This is a genomic window from Acidovorax sp. GW823-FHT02H02, from assembly GCF_058797075.1.
Genome location: NZ_JBXAJH010000025.1, coordinates 15,666 through 38,423 on the forward strand (window position 1 = coordinate 15,666; position 22,758 = coordinate 38,423).

Annotated in this window: 20 protein-coding genes and 2 pseudogenes; 9 read left to right on the forward strand and 13 right to left on the reverse strand. The window is 67.1% G+C overall.

What is annotated here, in order from left to right; all coding sequences use genetic code 11:
- Positions 1-54 precede the first annotated feature (54 nt).
- From AC1RDS_RS19750 to AC1RDS_RS19775, 6 genes are all read left to right on the forward strand, one after another.
- Positions 55-534 carry a hypothetical protein gene (locus AC1RDS_RS19750; protein ID WP_291435515.1) on the forward strand — a complete coding sequence of 160 codons (480 nt, stop codon included), beginning with the start codon at positions 55-57 and terminating at the stop codon, positions 532-534.
- Entirely contained in the window at positions 531-2,267 is a 1,737-nt protein-coding gene (locus AC1RDS_RS19755) for an enoyl-CoA hydratase-related protein (protein ID WP_273625343.1), read from the forward strand. The genes AC1RDS_RS19750 and AC1RDS_RS19755 overlap by 4 nt, the downstream gene beginning before the upstream one ends.
- Positions 2,264-3,718, forward strand: coding sequence for a sigma-54-dependent transcriptional regulator (locus tag AC1RDS_RS19760; protein WP_026436957.1), 1,455 nt, complete (start codon positions 2,264-2,266; stop codon positions 3,716-3,718). Before AC1RDS_RS19755 ends, AC1RDS_RS19760 begins: the two co-directional genes overlap by 4 nt.
- 91 nt (positions 3,719-3,809) lie before the next feature.
- Positions 3,810-4,805 (forward strand): NADH-quinone oxidoreductase subunit B family protein, encoded by a 996-nt coding sequence (locus AC1RDS_RS19765; protein WP_026436956.1) that lies wholly within the window; start codon positions 3,810-3,812, stop codon positions 4,803-4,805.
- Complete coding sequence (locus tag AC1RDS_RS19770) at positions 4,802-6,259, forward strand: nickel-dependent hydrogenase large subunit (protein ID WP_492227276.1); 1,458 nt, start codon at positions 4,802-4,804, stop codon at positions 6,257-6,259. The genes AC1RDS_RS19765 and AC1RDS_RS19770 overlap by 4 nt, the downstream gene beginning before the upstream one ends.
- 2 nt (positions 6,260-6,261) lie before the next feature.
- A complete protein-coding gene (locus AC1RDS_RS19775) occupies positions 6,262-7,620 on the forward strand; it encodes a sensor histidine kinase (protein WP_051248948.1) in 1,359 nt (452 codons plus the stop codon).
- Here the strand turns inward: AC1RDS_RS19775 and fba are convergent.
- The 12 genes from fba to AC1RDS_RS19835 are packed head-to-tail and all read right to left on the reverse strand — an operon-like array spanning position 7,611 to position 20,255.
- Positions 7,611-8,648, reverse strand: coding sequence for a class II fructose-bisphosphate aldolase (gene fba / locus AC1RDS_RS19780; RefSeq protein WP_026436953.1), 1,038 nt, complete (start codon positions 8,646-8,648; stop codon positions 7,611-7,613). The genes AC1RDS_RS19775 and fba overlap by 10 nt on opposite strands.
- A gap of 36 nt (positions 8,649-8,684) precedes the next feature.
- Positions 8,685-9,947, reverse strand: a complete 1,263-nt coding sequence (locus AC1RDS_RS19785; protein WP_026436952.1) for a phosphoglycerate kinase — start codon at positions 9,945-9,947, stop codon at positions 8,685-8,687.
- The gene (gap, locus tag AC1RDS_RS19790) at positions 9,944-10,960 is read right to left on the reverse strand and encodes a type I glyceraldehyde-3-phosphate dehydrogenase (protein ID WP_108498946.1); all 1,017 of its coding nucleotides are present in this window, start codon (positions 10,958-10,960) and stop codon (positions 9,944-9,946) included. The genes AC1RDS_RS19785 and gap overlap by 4 nt, the downstream gene beginning before the upstream one ends.
- Before the next feature lie 18 nt (positions 10,961-10,978).
- Positions 10,979-11,659: an HAD-IA family hydrolase gene (locus AC1RDS_RS19795; protein WP_108498947.1), complete on the reverse strand. Its 681-nt coding sequence runs from the start codon at positions 11,657-11,659 to the stop codon at positions 10,979-10,981.
- Complete coding sequence (gene tkt, locus AC1RDS_RS19800; protein ID WP_273625345.1) at positions 11,656-13,734, reverse strand: transketolase; 2,079 nt, start codon at positions 13,732-13,734, stop codon at positions 11,656-11,658. The genes AC1RDS_RS19795 and tkt overlap by 4 nt, the downstream gene beginning before the upstream one ends.
- The gene (locus AC1RDS_RS19805; protein WP_026436949.1) at positions 13,731-14,609 is read right to left on the reverse strand and encodes a phosphoribulokinase; all 879 of its coding nucleotides are present in this window, start codon (positions 14,607-14,609) and stop codon (positions 13,731-13,733) included. The genes tkt and AC1RDS_RS19805 overlap by 4 nt, the downstream gene beginning before the upstream one ends.
- Before the next feature lie 57 nt (positions 14,610-14,666).
- Positions 14,667-15,752 carry a class 1 fructose-bisphosphatase gene (locus AC1RDS_RS19810; RefSeq protein ID WP_026436948.1) on the reverse strand — a complete coding sequence of 362 codons (1,086 nt, stop codon included), beginning with the start codon at positions 15,750-15,752 and terminating at the stop codon, positions 14,667-14,669.
- Positions 15,743-16,504 carry a ribulose-phosphate 3-epimerase gene (rpe, locus tag AC1RDS_RS19815; protein WP_051248945.1) on the reverse strand — a complete coding sequence of 254 codons (762 nt, stop codon included), beginning with the start codon at positions 16,502-16,504 and terminating at the stop codon, positions 15,743-15,745. Before rpe ends, AC1RDS_RS19810 begins: the two co-directional genes overlap by 10 nt.
- A 42-nt stretch (positions 16,505-16,546) precedes the next feature.
- Positions 16,547-17,317 carry an HAD-IA family hydrolase gene (locus tag AC1RDS_RS19820; protein WP_108498030.1) on the reverse strand — a complete coding sequence of 257 codons (771 nt, stop codon included), beginning with the start codon at positions 17,315-17,317 and terminating at the stop codon, positions 16,547-16,549.
- The gene (cbbX, locus tag AC1RDS_RS19825; protein ID WP_081679689.1) at positions 17,310-18,296 is read right to left on the reverse strand and encodes a CbbX protein; all 987 of its coding nucleotides are present in this window, start codon (positions 18,294-18,296) and stop codon (positions 17,310-17,312) included. Before cbbX ends, AC1RDS_RS19820 begins: the two co-directional genes overlap by 8 nt.
- Before the next feature lie 14 nt (positions 18,297-18,310).
- The gene (locus AC1RDS_RS19830; protein ID WP_026436945.1) at positions 18,311-18,757 is read right to left on the reverse strand and encodes a ribulose bisphosphate carboxylase small subunit; all 447 of its coding nucleotides are present in this window, start codon (positions 18,755-18,757) and stop codon (positions 18,311-18,313) included.
- Between the two features lie 28 nt (positions 18,758-18,785).
- Positions 18,786-20,255 carry a form I ribulose bisphosphate carboxylase large subunit gene (locus AC1RDS_RS19835; protein ID WP_026436944.1) on the reverse strand — a complete coding sequence of 490 codons (1,470 nt, stop codon included), beginning with the start codon at positions 20,253-20,255 and terminating at the stop codon, positions 18,786-18,788.
- A 106-nt stretch (positions 20,256-20,361) separates the two neighbouring features.
- Between AC1RDS_RS19835 and AC1RDS_RS19840 the strand changes: the two genes are divergently transcribed.
- The 3 genes and pseudogenes from AC1RDS_RS19840 (at position 20,362) to AC1RDS_RS19850 (ending at position 22,207) form a co-directional block, all read left to right on the forward strand.
- The gene (locus AC1RDS_RS19840) at positions 20,362-21,303 is read left to right on the forward strand and encodes a LysR family transcriptional regulator (protein WP_026436943.1); all 942 of its coding nucleotides are present in this window, start codon (positions 20,362-20,364) and stop codon (positions 21,301-21,303) included.
- An 86-nt stretch (positions 21,304-21,389) separates the two neighbouring features.
- Positions 21,390-21,862, forward strand: a pseudogene (locus tag AC1RDS_RS19845) (IS3 family transposase); the annotation flags it as partial.
- 114 nt (positions 21,863-21,976) lie between these two features.
- The gene (locus tag AC1RDS_RS19850) at positions 21,977-22,207 is read left to right on the forward strand and encodes a hypothetical protein (protein ID WP_492227277.1); all 231 of its coding nucleotides are present in this window, start codon (positions 21,977-21,979) and stop codon (positions 22,205-22,207) included.
- 354 nt (positions 22,208-22,561) lie between these two features.
- Here the strand turns inward: AC1RDS_RS19850 and AC1RDS_RS19855 are convergent.
- A pseudogene (locus AC1RDS_RS19855) lies at positions 22,562-22,758 on the reverse strand (hypothetical protein); the annotation flags it as partial.

The window sequence follows — 22,758 nt, forward strand, 5'->3', positions numbered from 1 at the left end:
GCCGGACCCTCGTTGTCTCTGGATGAAAGCACTTCGCGCCGGAAGGAGTTGATGGTGTCTTCTCAGGTGTTCCAGAAAACCGCGCGCGGACGGGCCGAGATCGTGCAGCGCTCGGAGCGCGTGCCGGCCGCCATGCGCTCGGTGCTGATCATGGTGAACGGCAGCGACACGGTGCGCGCGCTGGCCGAGCGCGGTGTGCCGCAGGTGCGCGAACACATGCAGGCGCTGCTGGCGCTGGGGCTGATCGAACCGGTGGCACCGCCGGCCGCACCGTCACCACCGCCGCCTTCGCCCCCAACCGAGCTGGAACGCGAGCTGCCGGCGCCGGTGCACGAAGCGCTGTGCCGCCAGGCCCTGGCGCGGCTGGCGGCGCATTTCGGCGTGGACACGCCCGAGGTGGTGCAGCCCCTGCGCGCCGCGCGCACGGTGACTTCGTTCAACACCGCGCTGGACCACATCGAAACGCGGCTCTCGGCCCACATGGGCCGCAAGCACGCCGCGCGCGAGCTGCAGGGCCTGCGGCCACCCACATGAGCGCAGCACCCGGCGGCCTGCGCATCCTGTTGCTGTGCCACAGCTTCAACAGCCTCACGCAGCGCCTGTTCGCCGAGCTGCGCGCGCGCGGCCACACGGTGAGCGTGGAACTCGACATCAACGACCGCGTGACCGAAGAGGCCGTGGCGCTGTTCCGGCCCGACCTGCTGCTCGCGCCCTTTCTCAAGCGCCGCATACCGGCCAGCGTGTGGCAGGCGCTCACCTGCCTGGTGGTGCACCCCGGCCCACCGGGCGACCAGGGGCCGAGCGCGCTGGACTGGGCGGTGCTGCGCGGCGAGCGCACATGGGGCGTGACGGTGCTGCAGGCCAACGCCGATTTCGACGCCGGCCCGGTGTGGGCGCACGCGGCGTTTGCCATGCGCGAAGCTAGCAAGGGCAGCCTGTACCGCCGCGAGGTCACGCAGGCCGCGCTGCAGGCCACGCTCGCCGCCGTGCAGCGTTTCGGGAACGGCGAGCGCCATGGCGATGCACCACCACCCGCGCAATGGCGGCCCGCGATGCGGCAGGCCGACCGCGCCATCGACTGGGCGCGGCACGGCACCGCCGAGGTGCTGGCGCGGCTGCGCTGCGCCGACGGCCAGCCCGGCGTGCTCGATGCGCTCTGGGGCCACGCCTGCCACCTGGGCGACGGCCACGCCGCTTCTGCCGCCACGATGGCGGCTTTCGCGCACGCCGCGCCGGGTGAGGTGCTGGCGGTGCGCGATGGCGCGCTGCTGCGCCGCACGCGCGATGGCGGCGTGTGGATCGGCCAGGCGCGCCGCGTGGCCGACGGCGCACCCGGCTTCAAGCAGGCCGCGGCCGACGCCTTCGCCACCGAGGCCCTCGCCCTGCCCCGCCTGCCCGTGCCGCTGCAACGCGCCGACGACGAGTGGAGCGAGCTGCGCTACACCGAACACGGCCCCGACGGCGCGCGCGTGGGTTGCCTGCGCTTCGACTTCCACAACGGTGCGATGTCCATCGCGCGCTGCGAGCGCCTGCGCGACGCGCTGCTCGAACTGCGAGAGCGGCCGGTGCGCGTGCTCATGCTGCTGGGGGGTGAAGACTTCTTCAGCAACGGCATCGACCTCAACGCCATCGAGGCGGCCGCGCACCGGCCCGGCGACAGCGCGGCCGACGCCTCGTGGCGCCACATCCAGGCGATGAACGACGCGGCGCTCGCCGTGATCGAGACGCCGGACCGCCTCACCGTGAGCGTGCTGCGCGGCAACGCGGGCGCGGGCGGTGCCTTCCTGGCGCTGGCGGCGGACGAGGTGTGGGCGCACGGTGGCGTGGTGCTCAACCCGCACTACAAGAATATGGGCAACCTCTACGGCTCCGAGTACTGGACCTACCTGCTGCCGCGCCGCCTGAGTGAGGCCGGCGCGAAGGCGCTGATGGCGCAGCGCCTGCCGCTGCTGGCGCGCGAGGCCGCGGCGATGGGCCTGATCGACCACTGCGACGATGGGGCACGCGAGGGCTTCGAAACGCGCTGCCTGGAACGCGCGCTGGCGCTCGCGGCCTCCTACAATCTGCCGCAGAGGCTGGCGGCCCGCCAGGCCACCCGCGAGCGCGATGAAAACCTTCGCCCGCTGGCCCACCACCGCGAACAGGAACTCGCGCGCATGCACCGCAATTTCTACGGCTTCGATCCCAGCTACCACGTCGCGCGCCACCACTTCGTGCACAAGGTGCCGCACGCCTGGACGCCGCGCCACCTGGCCTTGCACCGATGAACGCGCCATTGCCCATCGACGCCCTGCCCACCGTGCTGGTGGTGGACGACGAGGTGCGCTCGCAGGACGCGATGCGCCGCACGCTGGACGAGGACTTCACCGTGTTCACCGCCAGCAGCGCCGACGAGGCGCGCGGCCTGCTGGAGCGCCAGCCGGTGAGTGTGATCCTGTGCGACCAGCGCATGCCGGGCATCACCGGCGTGGCCTTCCTCAAGGAAGTGCGCGAGCGCTGGCCCGAGGCGGTGCGCATCGTGATCTCGGGCTACACCGACAGCGAGGACATCATTGCCGGCATCAACGAGGCCGGCATCTACCAGTACATCCTCAAGCCCTGGGCGCCCGACCACCTGCTGGACTCGGTGCGCAACGCGGTGGAGGCGCAGTCGCTGCAGCGCCAGACCAGCCGGCTCGACCTGGAGCTGCGCACCAGCACCGGCGTGCTGCGCCAGCGCACCGCCACGCAGATCGACCGCGCGCGCGCCAGCTTCGGTTTCGACCGCATCGTGCGCGCGCCGGGCAGCCCGCTGGACGCCGTGTGCGCGATGTCGCAGCGCGTGGCGCGCTACGACATCGCGGTGCTCGTGCTCGGCGAGTCGGGCACCGGCAAGGAATTGCTGGCGCGCGCGGTGCACTACGCCTCGCCGCGCCTGACCGGCCCCTTCGTGGTGGAGAACTGCGCGGCCATTCCCGACACGCTGCTCGAGTCCGAACTGTTCGGCCACAAGCGCGGCGCCTTCACCGGCGCCTACGAAGACCACCCCGGCCTGTTCCAGCGCGCGCACGGCGGCACCGTGTTCCTCGACGAGATCGGCGAGACCTCGCCCGCGTTCCAGGTGAAGCTGCTGCGCGTGCTGCAGGAAGGCGAGGTGCGGCCCGTGGGCGGCGCGCGCCCGATGCCGGTGGACGTGCGCGTGATCGCCGCCACCCACCGCGACCTGGAGCAGCGCGTGCGCGACGGCCTGTTCCGCGAAGACCTGTACTACCGGCTGGCGGGCGTCACGCTCACCGTGCCGCCGCTGCGCGAGCGCGCGGCCGACATCGCGCCCATCGCGCACCAGCTGGTGCAGGACGTGGCAAACGAGCTGGGCCACCCCGGCGCCTCGCTGCCCGACGCCACGCTGGCCTGCCTGCTCGCCTACCCCTGGCCCGGCAACATCCGCGAGCTGCGCAACGAGATCGCGCGCGCGCTCGCGCTGCAGGACGGGCGCGAGCTGGAAGCCGCGTCGTTCTCGGCGCGCGTGCTGCAAGGCCACGGCAAGGGCGGCGAAGACCTGCAGGCCGCCCTGCCCACCAGCGGCACGCTGGCCGAGCGGCTGGACGTGATCGAGGCGATGGTGCTGCGCGAGACCCTGCAGCGCCACCGCTGGAACAAGACCCGCGTGGCGCAGGAACTCGGCCTCTCGCGCGTGGGCCTGCGCGGCAAGATGCAACGCCTGGGACTGGAGAAGTGACATGGCACTGAACGATACGGCGCCGGGCCGCCCCAAGCCGGATCAGCCCCCTCGGGGGGCAGCGACCCGCGCAGCGGTGGAGCGTGGGGGCTTGAACGTTCTTTGGCTTCAGAGCGGTGGGTGCGGCGGCTGCAGCATGTCGCTGCTGTGCGCGGACACGACCGACTTTCAGGGCCACCTGCGCGACGCAGGCATCCACCTGCTCTGGCATCCCTCGCTGTCGATGGAGAGCGGCGACGAACTGCTGGACCTGCTCGACGCGGTGCTCGACGGCCGCACGCGGCTGGACGCGCTGTGCGTAGAAGGTTCGCTGCTGCGCGGCCCGAACGGCACCGGCCGTTTTCACATGCTGGCCGGCACGCAGCTGCCGATGATCGACTGGGTGCGCCGGCTCAGCGCGCGCGCGAAACACGTGGTGGCCGTGGGCAGCTGCGCGGCCTGGGGCGGCATAACCGCCGGTGGCGACAACCCCACCGACGCGTGCGGTCTGCAATACGAAGACGACGAAGCGGGTGGCCTGCTCGGCGCGGCTTTCCGCTCGGCCAGTGGCCTGCCAGTGATCAATGTGGCCGGATGCCCGACGCACCCGAGCTGGGTGATCGACACACTGATGGCGCTGGCCGCCGACAGCTTCGGCGCAGACGACCTCGACCCGCTCAACCGCCCGCGCTTCTACGCCGACCAGCTGGTGCACCACGGCTGCACGCGCAACGAGTACTACGAGTTCAAGGCGAGTGCAGAGAAGCCGTCCGACCTCGGCTGCATGATGGAACACATGGGTTGCAAGGGCACGCAGGTGCACGCCGACTGCAACACGCGGCTGTGGAACGGCGAAGGCTCGTGCACCCGCGGCGGCTATGCCTGCATCGCCTGTACCGAACCGGGCTTCCAGGAACCCGGCCACCCGTTCCACGAAACGCCCAAGCTCGCCGGCATTCCCATCGGCCTGCCCACCGACATGCCCAAGGCCTGGTTCGTGGCGCTGGCGTCGCTCTCCAAGAGCGCCACGCCGAAGCGCGTGAAGCACAACGCGGTGGCCGACCACCTCGTCGTCAAGCCGGCTGTGCGGAAGACGCGCTTGAAATGACACGTCTGCTCGTTGGCCCCTTCAACCGCGTCGAAGGCGATCTGGAAGTCCAGCTCGACGTGCAGGGCGACCGCGTGGCCTCGGCGCAGGTCAACGCCACCATGTACCGCGGCTTCGAGCAGATCCTGCAGGGCAAGGCGCCGCACGATGCGCTGGTGTACGTGCCACGCATCTGTGGCATCTGCTCGGTGTCGCAGTCGGTGGCTTCGGCGCGCGCGCTGGCGCACCTGGGTGGCATCGCCATGCCGGCCAACGGGCAGCACGCGAGCAACGTGATCCTGGCGACCGAGAACCTGGCCGACCACCTCACGCACTTCTACCTGTTCTTCATGCCCGACTTTGCGCGCCCGGTGTACGCCGGCCACGGCTGGCATGCCGAGGCGGTGCGCCGTTTTGCGCCTAACCGCGGTGAGCAGGTGCGCGCGGCCACCGCGGCGCGCCAGCGCTGGTTCACTTTGCTGGGCACGCTGGGTGGCAAGTGGCCGCACACGCAGTCCATCGAACCCGGTGGCAGCACGCGCCCCATCGACGCCGCCGAGCGCGTGCGGCTGCTCTCGCGTGTGCGCGAGTTCCGCTCATTCCTGGAACGCCAGCTGTTTGCCGCGCCACTGGAAGCCATCAACAGCATCGACAGCGAAGACGCGCTGTGGACTTGGCACGCACAAGCTCCGCTGAGGGGCGACCTCCGTTTCTTCCTCACGCTGGTGCGGGAGCTGCAGTTGCACACGCTCGGCCCCGGGCCGGGTCGCTACCTGAGCTACGGCGCCTATGCCCAGCCCGATGGAGGCTGGGCTCTGCCCGGTGGCGTGTGGCGCGCCGATATGGCGCGGCTCGACGCGGTGGACGCCAGCGCCATCACCGAAGACGCCACACACGCGTGGCTGGCCGACGGCAGCGGCCCGTTGCACCCGCTGCAGGGCCAGACCCGGCCCGACCCCGACAAGGCGCGCGGCTACACCTGGAACAAGGCGCCGCGTCTTGGTGGCGAAGTGATCGAGACCGGTGCCATCGCGCGCCAGCTCGCCGCCGGCCACCCCCTAGTGCGCGATGCGGTGGTGCGCTGTGGCGGTAACGTCTATACCCGCGTGCTCGCGCGTGTTCTGGAGCTCGCGCGCGTGGTCCCCATGATGGAAGACTGGCTCGGCGCTCTGCGCCCGACAGAGCCTTTCTGCGTGCCGTCCGAGTTGCCCGACGAGGGCAGTGGCGTCGGCCTGTCGGAAGCCGCGCGCGGCAGCCTGGGGCACTGGGTGGTCCTGAGGAACGGGCGCATCGCCAACTACCAGATCGTGGCGCCCACCAGCTGGAACTTCTCGCCACGAGACGCCGCCGGCATACCGGGCGCACTCGAACAGGCGCTGGTGAACGCGCCGGTGCGCGAAGGCGAGAAGACACCGGTGGCTGTGCAGCACATCGTTCGCTCGTTCGACCCGTGCATGGTCTGCACCGTCCACTGACGATGAACAAGCCGCGCCCGCCCAGTCTGCCGCTTCCCACCGGCCCGATGGATGGTGTGGACGAATCCACCTGGATGGACGTCATCCAGAAGATGGACGAGGTCTACACCCGGCTGATCGACGATGAGGTCGAACTTGAGAAGAAGAACGCCGAGCTGGAGCAGTCGCAACAGTTCATCTTCAGCGTGCTCACCTCCATGTCCGACGTGCTGGTGGTCTGCGACGACAGCGGCGTGATCGAGCAGGCCAACGCCGCGCTCTGCGAGCTGACCGGGCGCCCCGAGGAGCAGCTGCGCGGCACGCCGCTCTACGGCCTGCTGGCCGACGCTCAGAGCCAGGAGCTGGCGCGTGCGGCGATGGAAAAGGCCGACGCACCGCGTGCAGGCGAGGGCATCGAACTCAACCTGCTGGACCGGCAAGGCCAGGCCGTCTCGGTGGATGCGAACTGCACACCGCGCATCGGCGAGCGGGGCCGTCGCGTCGGCACGGTGTGGGTGGGTCGTCCGACGGCCGAGCTCAAGCGCGCGTACCACGAGATGCGCGCCGCGCACGAGGCCTTGAAGCGCACGCAGCAGCAGCTGCTGCACTCCGAGAAGATGGCCTCGCTCGGCCAGCTGGTAGCTGGCGTGGCACACGAGCTCAACAACCCGATCAGCTTCGTGCTGGGCAACGTGCACGCGCTCAGCAAGTACAGCGACCGACTGCGCACCTACCTCGCTGCGATGCATGCTCACGAGCCGCCGGCCGTGCTGGATGAGATGCGACGCAAGCTGCGAATCGAGCACCTGCTGGCCGATCTGCCCTCGCTGATTGAGGGCACGCTGGAAGGCGCGCAGCGCACAGCCGACATCGTGCATGGCCTCAAACGCTTCTCGGCGATGGATTCAGAGGAGCGCAAACCGGTCAACCTGGTGGACGTGATCGAGCGCGCCGTGCACTGGGTGCAGAAGGGGCTTTCGACGCCCATCGATGTGCAATGGGCCGGCGGCGCACCCTGCACCGTGATGGGCAGCGCCGGCCAGTTGCAGCAGGTGATGATGAACCTGCTGCAGAACGGCTTTGACGCCGTGGGCCAGCACGCGGCACCGCGCATCTGGGTGAGCATCGACCAGGCCGATGGCATGGCACGCGTGGTGCTGCGCGACAACGGCCCGGGCATTCCGCCCGAGCACCTGCTGCGCATCTTCGATCCCTTCTTCACCACCAAACCGGTGGGCAAGGGCACGGGCCTGGGCCTGTCGATCAGCTACGGCATCGTGGAGCAGCACGGCGGACGGCTGAGCGCCCGCAACGCGGAATCCGATGCCGAGCGTGGCGGTGCCGAGTTTGTGCTGGAGCTGCCGCTGGCACCTCAGGCGTAGCTGTCGGCCATTGCGTCCAGCGGCACGGGTTTCATCTTTCCTGCCTGTCCCGCGCTGCCAAACGCTTCGAAGCGTTCTCGGCACACGCCGCGCGCGGCCTTCTTGGCGGCCAGCAGCGCCTTGCGCGGATCGAACTCGCTGCGTTCCTTCGCGAAGGTCTGGCGCATGGCGCCGGTCATGGCCAGGCGGATATCGGTGTCGATGTTCACCTTGCGCACGCCGTTCTGGATGCCACGCCGGATCTCTTCCACCGGCACGCCGTAGGTTTCCTTGATGTCGCCACCGTGCTCGCGGATGATGGCCAGCCACTCCTGCGGCACGCTGGAGCTGCCGTGCATCACCAAATGCGTGTTCGGCACCTTGGCGTGGATGGCTGCAATGCGGTCGATGGCGAGAATGTCGCCGGTGGGCTGGCGCGTGAACTTGTAGGCGCCGTGACTGGTGCCGATGGCGATCGCCAGTGCGTCCACGCCGGTGCGGCGCACGAAGTCCTCGGCCTGGTCGGGATCGGTCAGCATCATGTCGTGCGTAAGTTTGCCCACCGCGCCCACGCCGTCTTCTTCACCCGCCTCGCCGGTTTCCAGCGAACCCAGGCAACCGAGTTCACCCTCCACCGACACGCCCACGGCATGCGCCATGTCGCAGACGCGGCGTGTCACCGCGAGGTTGTAGTCGTAGGTGGCCGGCGTCTTGCCGTCCTCGCGCAGCGAGCCGTCCATCATCACGCTGGTGAAGCCGGAGCGGATCGACTGCATGCACACCGCCGGCGTGGCGCCGTGGTCCTGGTGCAGCACCACGGGCAGGTCGGGGTGGGCCTCCACCGCCGCCAGCACCATGTGGCGCAGGTAGGCCTCGCCCGCGTACTTGCGCGCGCCGGCCGAGGCCTGCAGGATCACCGGGCTGTCGGTCTCCTGCGCGGCTTCCATGATGGCGAGGATCTGTTCAAGGTTGTTGACGTTGAAGGCGGGCACGCCGTAGCCATGTTCGGCTGCGTGATCGAGCACCTGTCGGAGGGAAACGAGCGCCATGGGAATCTCCTGTGGATTGAAAAAGAAAAGGGGGCATCAGGACGAACGGCGTTCGAGGATTTCGAACGCCGGCAGCGTCTTGCCTTCGAGCACTTCGAGGAAAGCGCCGCCGCCGGTGGAGATGTAGCCCACGTCCTTCTCGATGCCGTACTTGGCAATCGCGGCCAGCGTGTCGCCACCACCGGCGATGCTGAAGGCGCTGCTGTCGGCAATAGCCTGCGCAATCGCCTTGGTGCCACCTTCGAACGCGGCGAACTCGAACACGCCCACCGGGCCGTTCCAGACGATGGTGCCGGCCTGCTTGAGCTGTGCCGCCAGCTTGGCCGCGGTCTCGGGGCCGATGTCCAGGATCAGGTCGTCGTCGGCCACGTCGGTGGCCTTCTTGACCGTGGCCGGCGCATCGGCACTGAAAGCCTTGGCGGTCATCACGTCGGTCGGGATCGGTACCTCGGCACCACGCGCCTTCATCGCCTCGATTACCGCCTTGGCCTGGTCCACCAGGTCGGCTTCGGCCAGGCTCTTGCCGATCTTCAGGCCGGCGGCCAGCATGAAGGTGTTGGCGATGCCGCCACCGACGATCAGGTTGTCCACGTTGTTCGCCAGGCTCTTGAGGATGGTGAGCTTGGTGCTGACCTTGCTGCCGGCCACGATGGCGACCAGTGGGCGCTTCGGCGCGGCCAGCGCCTTGGCGATGGCGTCCATCTCGGCCGCCAGCAGCGGGCCGGCGGAGGCGATGGGCGCGGTCTCGGCGATGCCGTAGGTGGTGCCTTCGGCCCGGTGGGCGGTGCCGAAGGCGTCGTGCACGAAGATGTCGCACAGCGCGCCGAGTTTCTTCGCGAGTTCGGGGCTGTTCTTCTTCTCGCCCACGTTGAGGCGGCAGTTCTCCAGCAGCACGACCTCGCCGGGGGCGACCGAGAAGTCGCCGTCGATCCAGTTGGCCACGAGGCGCACCGGGCGGTCCATGAGCTCGCCCAGGCGTGCGGCCACGGGGGCGAGCGAGTCCTCGGGCTTGAACGCCCCTTCGGTGGGCCGGCCCAGGTGGCTCGTGACCATGACCGCCGCGCCGGCGTCCAGCGCCATCTGGATGGCCGGGATGCTAGCGCGGATGCGCGTGTCTTCCGTGATGCGGCCGCTGTCGTCCCAGCCGCCGCCGGGCCGCCCCAAGGCGGTTGCTCCCCCCTCGGGGGGGCAGCGAAGCATGGGGGGCGATAGAGGCACGTTGAGGTCGGCACGGATGAAGACCCGCTTGCCGCGCGCGAAGCCGGTTGCACACACATCGCTGAATCGCAGAGGCTTCATTTCGCGTAGCCCACGACGCGCACCATTTCCAGGCACTTGTTGGAGTAGCCCCACTCGTTGTCGTACCAGCTCACCACCTTGATGAAGGTCTTGTCCAGCGCGATGCCGGCTTCGGCGTCGAAGATCGAGGTGCGGGTATCGCCGCGGAAATCGGTGGCGACCACCTTGTCTTCCGTGTAGCCCAGCACGCCCTTGAGCGCGCCTTCGGACTGGGCCTTCATCTCGGCCTTGATCTCGTCGTAGCTGGCTTCGCTGTTGAGTTCCACCGTCAGGTCGACCACCGACACGTCGGAGGTCGGCACGCGGAAGGACATGCCCGTGAGCTTCTTGTTCAGCTCGGGGATCACCACGCCCACGGCCTTGGCCGCACCGGTGCTGGAAGGGATGATGTTTTCCAGGATGCCGCGACCGCCGCGCCAGTCCTTGTTGCTCGGGCCGTCCACCGTCTTCTGCGTGGCCGTGGCCGCGTGCACCGTGGTCATCAGACCGCGCTTGATGCCCCACTTGTCGTTGAGCACCTTGGCAATGGGCGCCAGGCAGTTGGTGGTGCAGCTGGCGTTGGAGATGATGGCCTCGCCCTTGTAGGTCTTGTCGTTCACGCCGAAGACGAACATCGGGGTGTCGTCCTTGCTCGGGGCCGACAGGATGACCTTCTTCGCGCCCGCATCCAGATGCTTCTGCGCGGTGGCCTTGTCCAGGAACAGGCCGGTGGATTCGATGACGACCTCCGCACCAACGTCGGCCCATTTCAGGTTGGCCGGGTCGCGCTCCTGCGTCAGGCGGATCTTCTTGCCGTTGACGATCAGGGTGTTGCCTTCAACCTTCACGTCGCCCTTGAAGCGGCCGTGCACGCTGTCGTACTGCAGCATGTACGCCAGGTACTCCGGCTCCAGCAGGTCGTTGATGGCCACCACTTCGATGTCCTGGAAGTTCTGGATCGCGCTGCGCAGCACGTTGCGGCCGATGCGGCCGAAGCCGTTGATGCCGATCTTGATGGGGGCTTTCTGTGTCATGGAATGTTCGAAAGAAATTCAGTTCAGCAGGAGAGAAATGTCGGGAATGACGCGATCGGGTCGGCTGGCGGTGATGGGCTCACCCATGTTGTAGCCATAGGGCAGCGCCCACACGCGCACGCCGGCGTTGCGCGCGGTGGCCACGTCGATGGAGGAGTCGCCCACGAACAGCGCGCGTTCTGCGGCCGCGCCGAACTGCGTGAGGCAACTGTGGATGCCAGCGGGGTCGGGCTTCTTGGTGGGCAGGGTGTCGCCGCTGATCACGCGGTCGAACAGCGGTGCGAGGCGGTGTGCATCGAGCACGGTGGCGGTGTAGCGGCTTTCCTTGTTGGTCACGACGGCGAGCTTGACGCCGCGCTCGCGCAGGGCCAACAGGGTGTCGCGCACCTGGGGGTAGAGCTGGCTGCGCGTGCCGCAACGGCGTTGGTAGTGGCGATCGAATTCGGCAGCGATCAAGCTCAGTGAGCTGCTGGACCGGATCACCTCGGCGGTGGTGTCGCTGGCCGATGCCAGTGCCTGGATCAGCAGCTCGCGCGTGCCGTGGCCGATCCAGCGCTCCACCTGCACCTGCGAGACCGCTGGCAGCTCGAAGCGCACCAGCGTGTCGTTGACGGCGTCGCCAATCTCGCCGGCGGTGGCGACCAGGGTGCCGTCGAGGTCGAACATTGCCAAGTCGAAAGCCTGGACGTTCGCGCTCATGCCGTCACCGCTTCGATGCCGGCGCGCACACGCGGGCGTGGGTGCACCAGTGCGCGCACCTCGTCGGCCACGCGCGCGGCGGTGATGCCGAAGTGTGCGTACAGGTCTTTCGCGGGTGCCGATTCGCCGAAGCTCGCCATGCCCACCACGCGCCCGGTGCGGCCGACGTACTTGCGCCAGAAATCGGGGTGCGCGGCCTCCACCGCGATAGCGGGCAGCGCGGGCGGCAGCACCGCGTCCTGCCAGGCGGCGTCCTGCCGGTCGAACAGGTTGGTGCAGGGCATGGAGACCACGCGTGTGGCGATGCCTTCGGCCGCGAGCGCGGTCTGTGCCTGCATGGCGAGCGCCGTTTCGGAACCGGTGGCGACGATCACCGCCTGAGCACCGTCCATGTCCGAGAGCACGTAGCCCCCGCGCCGGATGTCCGCTGCGCGCGACGCATCGCCCAGCTGCGGCAGGTTCTGACGCGAGAGCGCGAGCGCGGTGGGACCGTCGCGCCGCAGCAGCGCATGGGACCAGGCCACGGCCGTTTCCAGCGCATCGGCGGGCCGCCACACGTCCAACCCCGGGATGATGCGCAAGCTGGGCACATGCTCCACCGGCTGATGGGTCGGACCGTCTTCGCCCAGGCCGATGCTGTCGTGCGTGAACACATGCACCACCTGCAGCTTCATCAGCGCGGCCATGCGCACCGCGTTGCGGCTGTAGTCGCTGAACGCGAGGAAGGTGCCGCCGTAGGGAATGAAACCACCGTGCAGTGCCATGCCGTTCATGATGGCGGCCATGCCGAACTCGCGCACGCCGTAGCTCAGGTGGTTGCCACCACTGAAGCGGCCAGCCTTGTTTGGCCCGGCGGTGACGCAGCCCTTGAAGTTGGTGAGGTTGGAGCTGGTGAGGTCGGCGCTGCCGCCGAAGATTTCAGACAGCTTCGGTGCCATGGCATCGAGCGCGAGCTGGCTGGCCTTGCGGGTGGCCACCGCATCGGTGCACTGGCCGAGCGCCGCCACCAGCGCGGGAATCTCGTTCACGAAGGCCTCGGGCAGGTCGCCGGCCATGCGGCGTTCGAACTCGGCGGCTTCGACCGGGAAGGCCTGGCGGTAGGCGGCGAGACGCGCCAGCCATTGCGTTTCCAGCGCACACCCGCGCTCGGTGGCGTTCCATGCGGCAGCGATGTCGGCCGGAATCTCGAAGGGCGCGGCGCTCCAGCCCAGCGCCTCGCGCGTGGCCTGAACCTCGGCGGCGCCCAGGGCGGCGCCGTGCACGTCGTGGCTGCCCTGCTTGTTGGGCGCGCCCTTGCCGATCACGGTCTTGCAGCAGATCAGCGTGGGCTTTCCCTCGGCCTGCGCGGCCGCGCTGCGTGCGCGCTGCAGCGCGGCGTGGATCAGGCTGGGGTCGTGACCGTCCACTGTGACCACGTGCCAGCCGTAGGCAGCGAAGCGGCGCGGTGTGTCGTCGGTGAACCAGCCCTGCACATGGCCATCGATGGAAATTCCGTTGTCGTCGTACAGCGCGATCAACTTGGACAGGCGGAGCGTTCCTGCGAGCGAACACACCTCGTGGCTAATGCCTTCCATGAGACAGCCGTCACCCAGGAACACGTAGGTGTGGTGGTCCACGATGTCGTGGCCGGGGCGGTTGAACTGGTGCGCGAGCAGCTTCTCGGCCAGCGCCATGCCGACCGCGTTGGCCAGGCCCTGGCCCAGCGGTCCGGTGGTCGTTTCCACACCCGGTGTCACGCCCACTTCAGGGTGGCCGGCGGTCTTGCTGTGCAGGCGGCGGAACTGGCGCAGGTCGTCCATCGACAGGTCGTAGCCCGTGAGGTGCAGCAGCGCGTACAGCAGCATGGAACCGTGGCCGTTGGAGAGCACGAAGCGGTCTCGGTCGTGCCAGGCGGGGTTGGCGGGGTTGTGGCGCAGGTGGCGGTTCCACAGCACCTCGGCGATGTCGGCCATGCCCATGGGTGCGCCCGGGTGGCCCGAGTTCGCGGCCTCTACCGCGTCCACCGCCAGCATGCGGATGGCGTTCGCCATGCGGCGCGCAAGATCGAGATTGGGTGGTTTGCGGGCGGTGCTCATGCGAAGGCCCTCTGCTTGCGCTCCATCATCCGCCAGATGAAGGGCGTAAAAATGAGCTGCATCGCCAGCTCCATCTTGCCGCCGGGCACCACGATGGTGTTGGCGCGCGACATGAACGAGTCGTGCACCATGCTCAGCAGGTACTGGAAATCGATGCCCTTGGGTTTGGCGAAGCGGATCACGACGAAGCTTTCGTCCGGCGCGGGAATCTCGCGCGCAATGAAGGGGTTGGACGTGTCCACGCACGGTACGCGCTGGAAGTTGACGTGCGTGTGCGCGAACTGCGGGCAGATGTAGTTCACGTAGTCGGGCATGCGGCGCAGGATGGTGTCGGTCACCGCCTCGGTGCTGTAGCCGCGCTTGGACTTGTCGCGCCAGAGCTTCTGGATCCACTCCAGGTTAATCACCGGCACGACGCCGATGAGCAGGTCGGGGTGTTGGGCGATGTTCACGTCGGGCGTGATCACTGCGCCGTGCAGACCTTCGTAGAACAGCAGGTCTGTGCCGGTAGGCAGTTCTTCCCATGGGGTGAAGGTGCCGGGCTCCTGCCGGTAGGGGGCGGCCTCGTCGGGATCGTGCAGGTACTTGCGCGACATGCCGGTGCCGCTGCGGCCATAGGCGGCGAACAGCGCTTCGAGTTCGGGGAAGAGGTTGTTCTCCGGGCCGAAGTGGCTGAAGTGGCCGTTGCCGGCGCGCTCGGCCTCTGCCTGGCGCTGCTTCATCTCCTTGCGGTCGTGGCGGTGGAAGCTGTCGCCTTCGATGATGGCGGCGCTGACGCCTTCGCGGCGGAAGATGTTCTCGAAGGTGCGGGTGACCGAAGTGGTTCCCGCGCCCGACGAGCCGGTGATGGCGATGATGGGGTGGCGCTCAGACATGGTGACGTCCCGTGAAGTTGAAGAATCGGTGCGAATGCAAGCGTGGAGGCCGACCGCTCAGACGCGGAACAGGCTGCGTTCGTGGAACAGGGGGTTGTCCAGGTCTTTGCGGACGGGTTCGGCGTGGTAGCGCTCGATGCGCTCCACCTCGTCCTTCGAACCGAACACCAGGCCGATGCGCTGGTGCAGGCCCTCGGGCTGCACACCGAGCATGGGAACGCGCCCGGTGCTGGCGCGCCCGCCGGCCTGTTCCATGATGAAACCGATGGGGTTGGCCTCGTACAACAGGCGCAGGCGGCCGGGCTTCGATGCGTCCTTCGTGTCGCGCGGGTAGAGGAACACGCCGCCGCGCATGAGAATGCGATGCGCCTCGGCCACCATGCTGGCGATCCAGCGCATGTTGAAGTCCTTGGCGCGCGGGCCGGTCTTGCCGGCCAGGCATTCGTCCACGTACCGCTTCACCGGCGCTTCCCAGAAGCGGCTGTTGGACGCGTTGATCGCGAATTCCTGCGTGTCGGCGGGTACGGTGAGATCGGGATGGGTGAGGATGAATTCGCCCAGGTTGGGGTCGAGCGTGAAGCCGGCCACGCCATTGCCCACCGTGATCACCAGCATGGTGGTGGGGCCGTAGAGTGCGTAGCCGGCGGCCACCTGCTGCGTGCCGGGTTGCAGGAAGTCGGACTCGGTCACCTCGCGGTCTTCGGCTGCCGGCGCGCGCAGCACCGAGAAGATGCTGCCCACCGACACATTCACGTCGATGTTGCTGGAGCCGTCGAGCGGGTCGAACACCAGGAGGTACTTGCCGCGCGGGTAGGTCCGGGGAATCTGGTACGGCGCGTCCATCTCTTCCGACGCCATACCCGCTAGGTGGCCGCCCCATTCGGTGATGCGCAAAAAGTACTCGTTGCTCAGCACGTCCAGCTTCTTCTGTGTTTCACCCTGCACGTTGACCGAGCCCCCGGTCTCGGCCGCGTGGTTGCCCAGCACGTCGCCCAGCGCGCCGAATGCCACCGCGCGCGCGATGGCCTTGCAGGCCATGGCCACGTCAAGAATGAGCGCGTTGAAGTCGCCGCTGGCTTGGGGGAAGCGGCGGCGTTCTTCGATCAGGTACTGGGTGAGGGTCTTGCGGCCGGTCAATGGCATGGTGTGCTCCGCGTGGGGTTGCTGGAATGACGATCGGTTGAATCTGCGGCTTTGCGCAGCGCGCCCATGACGCCGTAGTAGCCGCCGCCCGCGTCGGGCGCGCCGAAGACCGCGCTGCCGGCCACGCAGATGTCGGCGCCGGCCTGCACGATCTGGCCGATGTTGTCCAGCTTCACGCCACCGTCCACCTCCAGCCAGATGGGCTGGCCACCGGCGGTGGTGTGCGCGTCGATGCGGCGGCGCGCCTCGCGCAGCTTGTGCAGCGTGGCAGGTATGAACGCCTGGCCGCCGAAGCCCGGGTTCACGCTCATGAGCAGCACCATGTCCAGCTTGTCCATCACGTGGTCCATCCAGGCCAGCGGCGTGGCGGGATTGAACACCAGCCCTGCCTTGCAGCCGTGCGAGCGGATCAGTTGCAGCGTGCGGTCCACGTGGCGCGAGGCATCGGGGTGGAAGGTGATGCAGCTCGCACCCGCCTTGGCGAACAGCGGCACCAGCGCGTCCACGGGCTCCACCATCAGGTGCACGTCGATCGGAATCTGCACATGCGGGCGGATCGCCTCGCACACCAGCGGGCCGATGGTGAGGTTGGGCACGTAGTGGTTGTCCATCACGTCGAAGTGCACGAAGTCCGCGCCCGCCGCTTCGATGGCGCGCACTTCTTCGCCCAGGCGGGCGAAGTCGGCTGACAGGATGGAGGGTGCCAGCCGAACGGGGGAGGGTGGCAGGAGGGGCGGGTTCGCTCGGGACATCGTGGGGCGACTCTGTTGTGTGGGGGAAATGGACGCGACCGATCAGGCCGACTCGAACAGGGTGCTGCCGGCGTGCCAGCGGCGCAGGGCGTCCACCGTGACCCAGCGCTGGTCCATGCCAGCGACACCCTGGGGCAAGGGTTGTGCGAGATCGCCCAGGTGCGGCAACACCAGCAGGGCGTCGTCAAAACGCTGGCCGGTGGTGTGCACGGTGGGTGTGACCAGGGTCTGAAGGCTGGCGGCGGTGGCCGCGCGCAGGCCGTTGGCCGAGTCCTCGAAGGCCAGGCAGGCCTGCGCCGGCAGGCCCAGGGTGGACAAGACCTGCTGGTACACCAGCGGGTCGGGCTTCTTGCGTGCGGCGGTGGCCGCATCACCGATGGCCGCGAAGTGGCGCCGCCAATCCGGCCCGAGTGGGGTGCGCAGCAAGGCATCGATGTTGGCTGGTGTGGTGGTGGTGGCGATGGCCAGGCGAAGGCCGGCAGCGAGCGCCTCGCGCATGAGGCGCAACACGCCTGGGCGCAGCGGCAGCTGGCCGCCGCTCACGCGGCTTTCGTAGAGGCGCGTCTTGATGGCATGCACGCGGTCGATGGTGGTTCGCGCCGCGGCGCCGCTGGCGATCTCGGGTTCGACCATGTGCCAGTGGTGTGCGATGCGTTCCTTGCCGCCAGAGACCTGCAACAGGCGGATGTAGGTGGTCTCGTCCCAATGCCAGTCCAGGCGCACTTCGGCAAAGGCGTCGTTGAAGGCGGTGCGGTGGGCTTCTTCGGTGTCGGCCAGGGTGCCGTCGACGTCGAAGATGAGGGCCTCAAGCATGGGTTGCTCCTTCGGCGCCGAAGAGGCGGCTGCCAAGGATGTCGCTCGCCTGCAGCGTGGTGAGTTCTTCCGCGCTGAGCTCGTGGTCAGGCTGCGAAAACAGACGGCTGGCCTGTCTCAGGCGTGCACGGTCGAGCGCGTTGCGCACGCTGCGCGCATTGGCGAAATGGGGTTGCTCCAGCCGCAGGCCGAGGTAACGTCCGAAGGCCTCGGCGGCTTCCGGGCTGAAGCGGTGATTCTGCTCGGCGAGCATCCTGCGCGAGATCTGCATCAGCTCGCCGGCGCTGTAGTCGGGAAAGGTGAGGTGGTGCGCAATGCGCGAGCGCATGCCGGGGTTGGACTGAAAGAAGGTGTTCATCCTGTCCTCGTAGCCGGCCAGGATCACCACGAGGTCGTCGCGGTGGTTCTCCATCACCTGCAGCAGGATCTCGATCGCCTCCTGCCCGTAGTCGCGTTCGTTCTCGGGGCGGTAGAGGTAGTACGCCTCGTCGATGAAGAGCACGCCGCCCATGGCCTTCTTCAAAACCTCGCGCGTCTTCGGCGCGGTGTGGCCGATGTACTGGCCCACCAGATCGTCGCGCGTCACGGCCACCATGTGGCCCTTGCGCACATAGCCCAGCCGGTGAAGGATCTGCGCCATGCGCAGTGCCACCGTGGTTTTGCCGGTGCCGGGGTTGCCCGAGAAGCACATGTGCAGGCTGGGCGGCTGCGAAGGCAGACCCAGGCCGGTGCGGAGTTTGTCAATGACCAGCAGCGCCGCGATGTCGCGCACCCGGGCCTTTACTGGCGCCAGGCCCACAAGCTCATCGTCCAGTTCCTGCAGCACGGCCTCCACCTGCGTGCTGGCCAGCACCGCGCCCACCGAGCGCGGTGCCTTTGCCGGGGTGTGGGCCGGTGCCGGGCCCTCCACCGATGCGGCCGCGGTGGTCACGGCGGCATCGAGTGGTGGCGGCGTGCTGCCAGGAATGAGGTACGACATGGCGGCCCGTGCTTTCAGGTTGCGTCTTGGTAACGCTCGCCTTCAGGGCGCACCGCGCCGTAGCCGCGCGTGGTGTAGCGCAGGCTGCGGCCGTTCACTTCCTGTCGCTCCAGCATGAAGCCGGGTTCGGTGGGGGGTCGGTTGACGATGAAACTCATCACGATGGTCTCGACGTTGCGCGTCGAGTCGAAGGCCATCATGCGGATGTAGTGGCGCGGGAATGCTTTGCGGCAAGCCTGCACTTCCTGCAGCACGCCGGCAGCGTCCTGCAGGTCGAACATCGGGTGGCCGTACATGGCCCAGTAGGTGTTGCGCGGATGCGGGTCGTCGGTGTATTCCACGCTCCAGGCGTAGCCACGCTTGAGGCCGTACTCGATCTGCGCGGTGATCTCCGCGTCGGTGAGCTCGGGCAGGAAACTGAACTGGCCTTGTGTGAGGCGGCCGGTGGGGTTGGTCATCATGGTGTGCGGTCCTCTGTGTTGGAGCGGGTCAGGCCATCGCGGGCGTAGCCACGTAGTCACTGGAATCGGTGCTCTGGTAGTTGAAGCTGATCTCGCCCCAGGTATCGAGCGCGGCCTTGAGCGGGCTGCAGTGCTGCGCGGCCTGCTTCAGGATGGTCGGGCCTTCCTCCAGCAGGTTGCGGCCCTCGTTGCGCGCTTTCACCATGCATTCCAGCGCGACGCGGTTGGCCACCGCGCCGGCCTGGATGCCCATGGGGTGGCCGATGGTGCCGCCGCCAAACTGCAGCACCACGTCGTCGCCGAAGAGGTCGATCAGCTGGTGCATCTGGCCGGCGTGGATGCCGCCCGAAGCCACGGGCATGACCTTCTTCAGGTCGGCCCAGTCCTGGTCGAAATAGAGGCCACGTGGCAGATCGGTCTTGGTGTAGCTGTCGCGACAGACGTTGTAGTAGCCCTGCACCGTGAGCGGGTCGCCTTCGAGCTTGCCGACCGCGGTGCCGGTGTGCAGGTGGTCGCAGCCCGCCAGGCGCAGCCACTTGGCGATCACGCGGAAACTCACGCCGTGGTTCTTCTGCCGCGTGTAGGTGCCATGGCCCGCACGGTGCATGTGCATAATCATGTCGTGCTTGCGGCACCAGTTCGCCATGCTCTGGATGGCGGTGTAGCCAATGACCAGATCCACCATCACGATGACCGAGCCCAGTTCTTTCGCGAACTCGGCGCGCTCGTACATGTCTTCCATCGTGGCGGCGGTTACGTTCAGGTAGCTGCCTTTCACTTCACCGGTCTCGGCGCTGGCCTTGTTCACCGCGTCCATCACGAAGAGGAAGCGGTCGCGCCAATGCATGAAAGGCTGCGAGTTGATGTTCTCGTCGTCCTTCATGAAATCGAGCCCGCCCTTGAGGCCTTCGTACACCACGCGGCCGTAGTTGCGGCCCGAGAGGCCCAGCTTGGGCTTGGTGGTGGCGCCCAGCAGCGGGCGGCCGAACTTGTCCAGCCGTTCGCGCTCGACCACCAGGCCGGTCGGCGGGCCTTTGAAGGTTTTCACGTAAGCCACCGGGATGCGGATGTCTTCCAGGCGGGCGGCCTTCAGCGGCTTGAAGCTGAACACGTTGCCAATCAGGCTCGCCGTCATGTTGGCGATGGAGCCTTCTTCGAACAGGATCAGGTCGTAGGCCACCCAGGCAAAGTACTCGCCCGGGCGGTTGGGCACCGGCTGCACCTTGTAGGCCTTGGCGCGGTAGCTGTCGCAGGCGGTCAGTCGGTCGGTCCACACCACCGTCCAGGTGGCGGTGCTCGATTCGCCGGCCACAGCGGCGGCGGCTTCTTCGGGGTCCACCCCGTCCTGCGGGGTGATGCGGAACAGGCACAACGTGTCCGTGTCCTTGGGCACGTAATCGGGCATCCAGTAGCCCATTTGCTTGTACTTGAGCACGCCTGCGCTGTAGCGCTTTTTGGCGTCCTTGATCTCGGTGGAACCTACGGGGGCGTTGCTCATGTGTTGCTCCAAAAAGTGAGGTTTGTCTGGGGTGGAGCGGACTTTAAATTTGGGTGTAAATAAAGTAAATTCACGATTTCTTGAATTTCGATTAAGGTTTTACTTAATGAAGAACGCCACCTTCCGGCAATTGCGCGTGTTCAGCGAGGTGGCGCGCCACCTCAGCTTTGCGCGGGCGGCGCAGGTGCTGCACCTCACCCCGCCGGCGGTGACGATGCAGATCAAGGAGCTGGAAGGGCACGTGGGCATGCCCCTGTTCGAGCGCAACGGCCGCAAGGTGGCGCTGACCACCGTGGGCGAGTACATGCTGGTTTATGCGCGCAAGATGCTGGCCACGCTCAAGGATGCAGAAGACGCCGCGGCCCGACTACAGAAACTGGAGACCGGCACTCTGGTGATCGGCATGGTGAGCACGGCGAAATACTTTCTGCCGCATCTCTTGGCTGAGTTCCGGCGCGAGCACGGCAACATCGACCTGCGTCTGGCAGTGAGCAACCGCGAACAACTGGTGAAGATGCTGCACGCCAACGAGGTGGACATCGCCATCATGGGCCGCCCGCCCAAGGAACTGGCCACGCGCGCCGAGCCGTTTGCTGCGCACCCGCACGTGTTCGTGGCACCGGTCGATCACCCGCTGGCGCTGGCGGCCCAGATGCCCGCAGCTCTGCTCAAGGAATACGACTTCATCGTGCGTGAGCAGGGTTCCGGCACACGCGCCGCGCTGGAGAAGTTTTTGCTCAGCGAGCACGTCGAGTTGCGCGTGATCATGGAAATGGCCAGCAACGAGACCATCAAACAGGCCGTGATGGCCGGCATGGGTCTGAGCTTCTTGTCGCTGCATACCGTGGGGCTGGAGCTGAACAGCCGGCTGCTGACGGTGCTGGACGTGGAAGGTGCTCCGGTGGTGCGCGCCTGGAACGTAGTGCACACCTTGTCCAAGCTGCTGTCTCCAGCTGCCGAGGCCTTTCGCTACTTCGTGTTGGAGCGGGGTGAGAGCTACCTGGCAGAGAACTTCCCTGCATCGTTCTCTGGGATGAATGCGGGCTGAAACGTCGTCGACCGCACTGCAGAACAGATAGAGCTCCCAAGCCGTGATCAGGTCATCGGTGATTCGCCGAACGCTGCAGTCGCGTCATCACCGAGTTCCAGATCCCGGCCGGCAAGGTGTACCTGTCGCCCATCATCGACTGCTTCGATGGCTTGGTCGTCAGCTGGACCATCGGGACGCGCCCTGACGCTGAACTCGTCAACACGATGCTCGATGCAGCCATTGAAACGGTGGTCGATACCAACGACCGGCCAGTCGTCCATTCTGATCGTGGAGCCCACTATCGTTGGCCTGGCTGGCTATCGAGGATCGGGGGAGCGAACCTGATTCGCTCGATGTCGCGCAAGGGGTGCTCACCGGACAACGCTGCATGCGAGGGATTCTTCGGCCGACTGAAAACGGAACTGTTCTATCCAGGAATTGGCAGGCCACGACCATTGAGCAATTCATTGGCGCTGTGGACTCCTACATCCGCTGGTACAACGAGAAGCGCATCAAGATCTCCCTTGGCTCTCTCAGTCCCATCGAATACCGGGAGAGCCTTGGACTCACGGCATAAAACCAGTCCAAGTAAACGTCCGCACCCCCTTTCCGCTCTCAGAATGTGAGACCAAATTTGGTGGCCAACGACTCGCCGGTCCAGTTCGTTGGGGTGCGGCACAATGATGCGACGATGGAACCCCAGGACTTGCAAGACCATGAATTGAAGGCTCAGGCGCATGAATGGAGAGCGCGTGCGCTGCGTGGCGACAAGAAGGCAAGAGGGATAGCGCACGAGCTCGAGCGCGAGGTTCGCCGCCGGTTTTCGACGCCTGCGAACGATACCATTTACGACGGTTTGGATTTGCGCCCTCTGGAACAGCGACAGGAAGAAGCGCGACGTCCTTCATGGAAGTTCTGGTGAAAGAAAAACTCGAGCGCAGTCGTCCCACTTCAGTGAACGGACTCGAGTTTGAACTGACCCTTAGAGGTCGCTCAGTTGCGCAGACAGAACTCTTCAAGATTGGCGGCAGGATCGCTCCTTTCGTTGCTCGCGCTTCATTGCTGCTGTGTCAGCTGGTGTCTCCGCCGCGGGTGCCGCCGATGCGGGGCGGCACCATGGTCGTTACTCCACCTGTATGTTCTGACGCTTGATGACTGCGCCCCATTTCTGTGTCTCGGCATGCATGAAGTGGCGAACTGCTCGGGCGTGCCACCTGCGGGTTTGAGCGATTGTTCGTCGAGGAATTTCTGAAACTCTGGTGACTTCTCGGCGTGTTCAGGCTAACTCGGCCTCGATGGGATTGCGCAGCACGCCCAACGCGTCCACTTCCACTTCCACCACATCGCCGGGCCGCATGTAGAGCGGCGGTTGGCGCTTAAAGCCGACACCGCCTTGCGGGGTCTCCTCGTTTTCAGTGCAATAAGTGACGGTACGCAAAGCTAGCACTGGCGCGGGGGTGGTCTGGGTAGACC

Coding starts and splice junctions, on each gene's coding strand:
- AC1RDS_RS19755 (WP_273625343.1), top strand. CDS start 531: ATGAGCGCAGCACCCGGCGGCCTGCGCATCCTGTTGCTGTGCCACAGC.
- AC1RDS_RS19760 (WP_026436957.1), top strand. CDS start 2,264: ATGAACGCGCCATTGCCCATCGACGCCCTGCCCACCGTGCTGGTGGTG.
- AC1RDS_RS19770 (WP_492227276.1), top strand. CDS start 4,802: ATGACACGTCTGCTCGTTGGCCCCTTCAACCGCGTCGAAGGCGATCTG.
- AC1RDS_RS19775 (WP_051248948.1), top strand. CDS start 6,262: ATGAACAAGCCGCGCCCGCCCAGTCTGCCGCTTCCCACCGGCCCGATG.
- fba (WP_026436953.1), bottom strand. CDS start 8,648: ATGGCGCTCGTTTCCCTCCGACAGGTGCTCGATCACGCAGCCGAACAT.
- AC1RDS_RS19785 (WP_026436952.1), bottom strand. CDS start 9,947: ATGAAGCCTCTGCGATTCAGCGATGTGTGTGCAACCGGCTTCGCGCGC.
- gap (WP_108498946.1), bottom strand. CDS start 10,960: ATGACACAGAAAGCCCCCATCAAGATCGGCATCAACGGCTTCGGCCGC.
- AC1RDS_RS19795 (WP_108498947.1), bottom strand. CDS start 11,659: ATGAGCGCGAACGTCCAGGCTTTCGACTTGGCAATGTTCGACCTCGAC.
- tkt (WP_273625345.1), bottom strand. CDS start 13,734: ATGAGCACCGCCCGCAAACCACCCAATCTCGATCTTGCGCGCCGCATG.
- AC1RDS_RS19805 (WP_026436949.1), bottom strand. CDS start 14,609: ATGTCTGAGCGCCACCCCATCATCGCCATCACCGGCTCGTCGGGCGCG.
- AC1RDS_RS19810 (WP_026436948.1), bottom strand. CDS start 15,752: ATGCCATTGACCGGCCGCAAGACCCTCACCCAGTACCTGATCGAAGAA.
- rpe (WP_051248945.1), bottom strand. CDS start 16,504: ATGTCCCGAGCGAACCCGCCCCTCCTGCCACCCTCCCCCGTTCGGCTG.
- AC1RDS_RS19820 (WP_108498030.1), bottom strand. CDS start 17,317: ATGCTTGAGGCCCTCATCTTCGACGTCGACGGCACCCTGGCCGACACC.
- cbbX (WP_081679689.1), bottom strand. CDS start 18,296: ATGTCGTACCTCATTCCTGGCAGCACGCCGCCACCACTCGATGCCGCC.
- AC1RDS_RS19830 (WP_026436945.1), bottom strand. CDS start 18,757: ATGATGACCAACCCCACCGGCCGCCTCACACAAGGCCAGTTCAGTTTC.
- AC1RDS_RS19835 (WP_026436944.1), bottom strand. CDS start 20,255: ATGAGCAACGCCCCCGTAGGTTCCACCGAGATCAAGGACGCCAAAAAG.
- AC1RDS_RS19840 (WP_026436943.1), top strand. CDS start 20,362: ATGAAGAACGCCACCTTCCGGCAATTGCGCGTGTTCAGCGAGGTGGCG.
- AC1RDS_RS19850 (WP_492227277.1), top strand. CDS start 21,977: ATGGAACCCCAGGACTTGCAAGACCATGAATTGAAGGCTCAGGCGCAT.